This window comes from Acidithiobacillus sp. TH-A36 (assembly GCF_057473445.1).
The window spans coordinates 1-4,091 of sequence record NZ_JBYCKP010000029.1 but is presented as its reverse complement, the minus strand read 5'-3'; the positions used below and the strand labels follow the sequence as shown (position 1 = coordinate 4,091).

Here is a 4,091-nt window from a genome sequence, read left to right as displayed (position 1 = left end):
GGAAATCCAGTTGTTCTTCGGTAGCACCGAGTTTGTCGAAAAGATCAAAAGTGGCGCTGATGACATGGTCGACGCGAGCACCGGGGCGGTCTACCTTATTGATGACGACAATGGGTTTCAGACCCAGTTCCAGCGCCTTGCGGGTCACGAAGCGGGTCTGCGGCATGGGGCCCTCGACAGCATCCACCAGCAGCAGTACACCATCCACCATGCCCAGCACCCGCTCTACTTCGGCACCGAAGTCGGCATGTCCAGGGGTGTCGACAATATTGATATGGGTATCGCCCCATTGCACCGCCGTGTTTTTCGCCATAATGGTAATGCCGCGCTCTTTTTCAAGATCGTTGCTGTCCATCACCCGCTCTTCCAGCTGCTGGTGTGCGGCAAAAGTACCCGACTGACGGAGCAACTGATCCACCAGCGTGGTTTTGCCATGGTCAACGTGGGCGATGATAGCGATATTACGGATTTGACGAGCCACTGATATTCCCCAAAACGGTCATAAGAAAAAACGCGGGAACAAGCCTCCCCGCAGCGGGTTTTCTTATAACGGTATCCCGCTCAAAAAGCAAATAAAAACCGCCCCGAAAGGGGCGGCAAGAGGGCGACCGAAGCCACCCGGGAACTGCTTTGACTTAGAAACCAGCCTGGAACTGCAGCATCAGGGTGTTGTAAGCCACACCGTTGATGGGTGCCTGTCCATTTACAGAACTACTATAGATCTGATTTATTGAACCACCACGGGTCGCCATGATGTAGTTCAACTGCACTTCAGCAGCATGGGGGTTGTTGGGATTGACGAAATAATTCAAGCCCACTGTAGCGTTACCCAGGGTACCCTGACCATGGACCGTGTACGAGTCGTAACGGATGGCAGGCTCAATATCAATGGGAGACAGGGTCATCTCGTAAAGATTGGCTCCCAATTCCGCATGCCAATCGTATGCGGTATAGGTAACCGGGTTGTAGAAAGAATTGGTGTTCAAATAACCCCAGTTAGACATTCCGCTGGCATTTGTATAACCAGCAGCGTAGTGAATACCCATCAAGCCACCACGCACGCCTACGTTCCAGCTGTAGAGATCGTCGCTACCACGGCTAGGTTCGGTGCCTAGACTGCCACTTGCTTCAGCAGTCAACAACGGACCCATGCTGTACTTCAGCATGCCGGAAACAATGTACTTGCCATTACCATTGAGCATATTGCCCTGACCACCGCCAGATGGATTGGTTGTATTGACATTACTGAAAACCGTGTAATTATCTACGGAAGTATTATCAAAAATACCGACCGCATAACCTACACCTGAACCCATGACGTTGTTGGCATGGAACATGGCACCGGCAGAACGACCGGGCAACAGGGACTGACCCATATTGCGGTAGATGAAGGGCAACTCGTTACCGGCAATGCTGCTATATTCCAGGCCTTCAGGGGTTTTGAACTTGCCGACTTTCAACTGCACAAAGGGCACCGGAGCATAGTTGATCCAGGCGTCCATCAGCTGGGCTGTGGTGCTGCCGCCCAGGCCGTTATTCAGACCATTGGCCATACCATTACCGAGACCCGCTTCGTCATACGCACCCTGGATAAAATAGTTGACGCCAGGAACCGCTTCACCCTTGAAGCCCAGACGGATGCGGTTGACACCAAATATCAGTCCATTGGAAGTACCGGGACCAGTACCAAACTGCTGGGCACCCGTGATCTGGGCATACCCAAAAACAACCGGACCGGTGTCATTACTGGAACTGTCTGCAGCAAAAGCCACACCAGGAACCAAAACTGCGGCCGCAACGGCCAAAGCGATAAGATTCTTCTTCATGATAAAGCTCCTCCTCGAGAGCATTGTTTGGATACTACGCTGCAAGTTATAGCACCGGTGTGGACACTATGCAACATTTTGACAACACCTTTTTTACAACGTCGGCAAAATAAATACAAAGTCCGGTTTATTTTCACCTGATCCGGTAATCCGGTTTGACAGGGAAGCTGGCCTGAAGCTATCATCGCCGCCACTCTTGGGGAATCGTCTAGCGGCAGGACAGCGGACTCTGACTCCGCTAACCGTGGTTCGAATCCACGTTCCCCAGCCAAGAACATAGTAGCGCCCAGGTTTTTCCTTGGCGCTTTTTTGTTGCCATGATGACACTGGCCCTTTTCGAGCCTTCCGCCTTAGTCCGTGCTAAACTCTTGTCCATGATAGCTAAAACTGATCAAACTGCCCGCAGCGCACTGAATTTCACAAAAATGCATGGCCTCGGCAATGATTTTGTCGTGTTCGATGGTATCCGCCAGCGGGTCCATCTGACGCCAGAACAAATCCGCGCCATGGCTGACCGCCATTTTGGTATCGGCTGCGACCAAATCCTGCTGGTAGAAAACCCCCAGTCCCCGGACTGTGATTTTCGTTATCGCATTTTCAATGCGGACGGAGGTGAAGTTGCCCAGTGTGGTAATGGTGCGCGCTGCTTTGCGGTATTTGTCCGCCGCGCCGGGCTCAGTGACAAGGATGTCATTCAGGTAGAAACCCAATCCGGACAAATGCAACTGCGCATCCTCGAAAACGGCGAGGTAAGCGTCAATATGGGAGCTCCGCGTTTTGCTCCGGAGGCCATTCCTTTTAGAACTCAGGAAGAAGGCCCTGAATACCTGCTGGAAGTCCATCATGACACCCTGCGCCTGGCCGCACTCAGCATGGGTAATCCGCACGCCGTGCTGCGCGTGCCGGATGTGGCCACTGCACCCGTCACCCAGCTCGGGCCGCAAATCGAAAAGCACCCGGATTTTCCGCAGCGCTGCAATGTCGGATTCATGGAAATCTGCGACCGCTCCCACATCCGGCTGCGGGTCTGGGAACGTGGTGCCGGAGAAACCCTGGCCTGTGGCAGTAATGCCTGTGCGGCGGTGGTGGCCGGAATCCGCTGGGGAGCGCTGAACCCGGCCGTTGCGGTAGATCTTCCGGGGGGTCGCTTGCACATTCAATGGGCAGGACCGGGACAAGCCGTTATGATGACCGGACCGGCGCAGGTGGTTTTTGACGGAACCTGGCTCTTGTGACGCATTAGTTTGACAGACAAAGGGGAACAGCCTCATGCAGAATACCACGGTACAAGCCATAGCTGACAGCCTGAACTGCGACGCCCGGGATCTGGCTTTTCTGCACAAACTGACAGATCAGGAAGGCGAAACCCTCGCCCATCTGATCGCGGCGCAGGAAGTACACAGTGCCCCCGAACGCTACAGCGACACCCACTGGGAGGATGATTAAGTTGGCAACAGCCCCTGAACACGATGCTCAGGCAGAACAAGTCCGCCAGTACCTGCTCGAACATCCGCAATATTTATGGGATCAGGAAGATTTGTTACTGTCCCTGACCCTTCCCCATGTCGGTCGCGGGTCCGCCTCCTCCCTGCTGGAAAGACAGGCACAGGTTTTACGCGACGAAAATAGCCGTCTGCAGCAGCGCATTGCCGCCCTGCTGGGTGCCGCCCAACAAAATGCGGCGCTGGGCCTGCACCTTTCTGATCTGGCTACCGAATTGCTGAACACGCCGGACTGTCCGGCCACCTTGAATACCGTGCTGACCCGGCTGCACGAAGGTTTTCAGGTGGAGGCGCTGGCCCTAATAGCCCGCACGCCGGTGTCGGGTCTACCCCAGTTTACGGTGCTTGAAGAAGCGGATTTTCTGGAGATACTGGACGGCTCGCCGCCCACCCAAGCGGCCACTGGTCTTTCTATCAATCCAAGCCTGCGGAGCACTTTGTTTGCAGCCGAGGGCGCAGCTCTGGAATCTTTTGCCCTGATTCCATTGGTCGGCCAGCATATTCAGGCGGGCATTGTGCTGGGCAGTCAACATCCCGGGCGTTATGCCAAGGATGCGGGTGCAGATTTGCTCAATCAAATTGCCCGTCTGGTGACGGCCGCTCTGGATCGCTGCCTGACCCCATGTTGATGCAGGAAGCAGTCAATGACTTCACAGAGACTCTTGCCCGCAGCGGGCGCAGCAGCCCTGCCACCGTCGCGGCTTATCATCGCGACTTACAAGGCTGGTTGCACTTTATGCAAAGCCGTGGACATCAGGACATT

General features: G+C 54.7%; 5 protein-coding genes and 1 tRNA gene. 4 read left to right on the top strand and 2 right to left on the bottom strand.

All coding sequences use genetic code 11. The features are described from left to right. On the bottom strand, positions 1–481 hold a 481-nt coding region (locus AC2VLY_RS00735; RefSeq protein ID WP_486921596.1), incomplete at its 3' end, for a GTP-binding protein. 154 nt (positions 482–635) lie between these two features. Continuing rightward, a complete protein-coding gene (locus tag AC2VLY_RS00730) occupies positions 636–1,826 on the bottom strand; it encodes a porin (protein ID WP_486894425.1) in 1,191 nt (396 codons plus the stop codon). 197 nt (positions 1,827–2,023) lie between these two features. On the opposite strand from AC2VLY_RS00730, the gene AC2VLY_RS00725 reads away from it, so the two are divergent. From AC2VLY_RS00725 to AC2VLY_RS00710, 4 genes are all read left to right on the top strand, one after another. Further along, positions 2,024–2,097: transfer RNA gene (locus tag AC2VLY_RS00725), tRNA-Gln, on the top strand. Positions 2,098–2,143: 46 nt separating this feature from the next. Continuing rightward, a complete protein-coding gene (gene dapF / locus AC2VLY_RS00720) occupies positions 2,144–3,061 on the top strand; it encodes a diaminopimelate epimerase (protein WP_486921595.1) in 918 nt (305 codons plus the stop codon). A gap of 34 nt (positions 3,062–3,095) precedes the next feature. Then, positions 3,096–3,272: a hypothetical protein gene (locus tag AC2VLY_RS00715; protein WP_193651524.1), complete on the top strand. Its 177-nt coding sequence runs from the start codon at positions 3,096–3,098 to the stop codon at positions 3,270–3,272. A 1-nt stretch (position 3,273) separates the two neighbouring features. Continuing rightward, complete coding sequence (locus AC2VLY_RS00710) at positions 3,274–3,957, top strand: DUF484 family protein (RefSeq protein ID WP_300251491.1); 684 nt, start codon at positions 3,274–3,276, stop codon at positions 3,955–3,957. Positions 3,958–4,091: the final 134 nt, after the last annotated feature.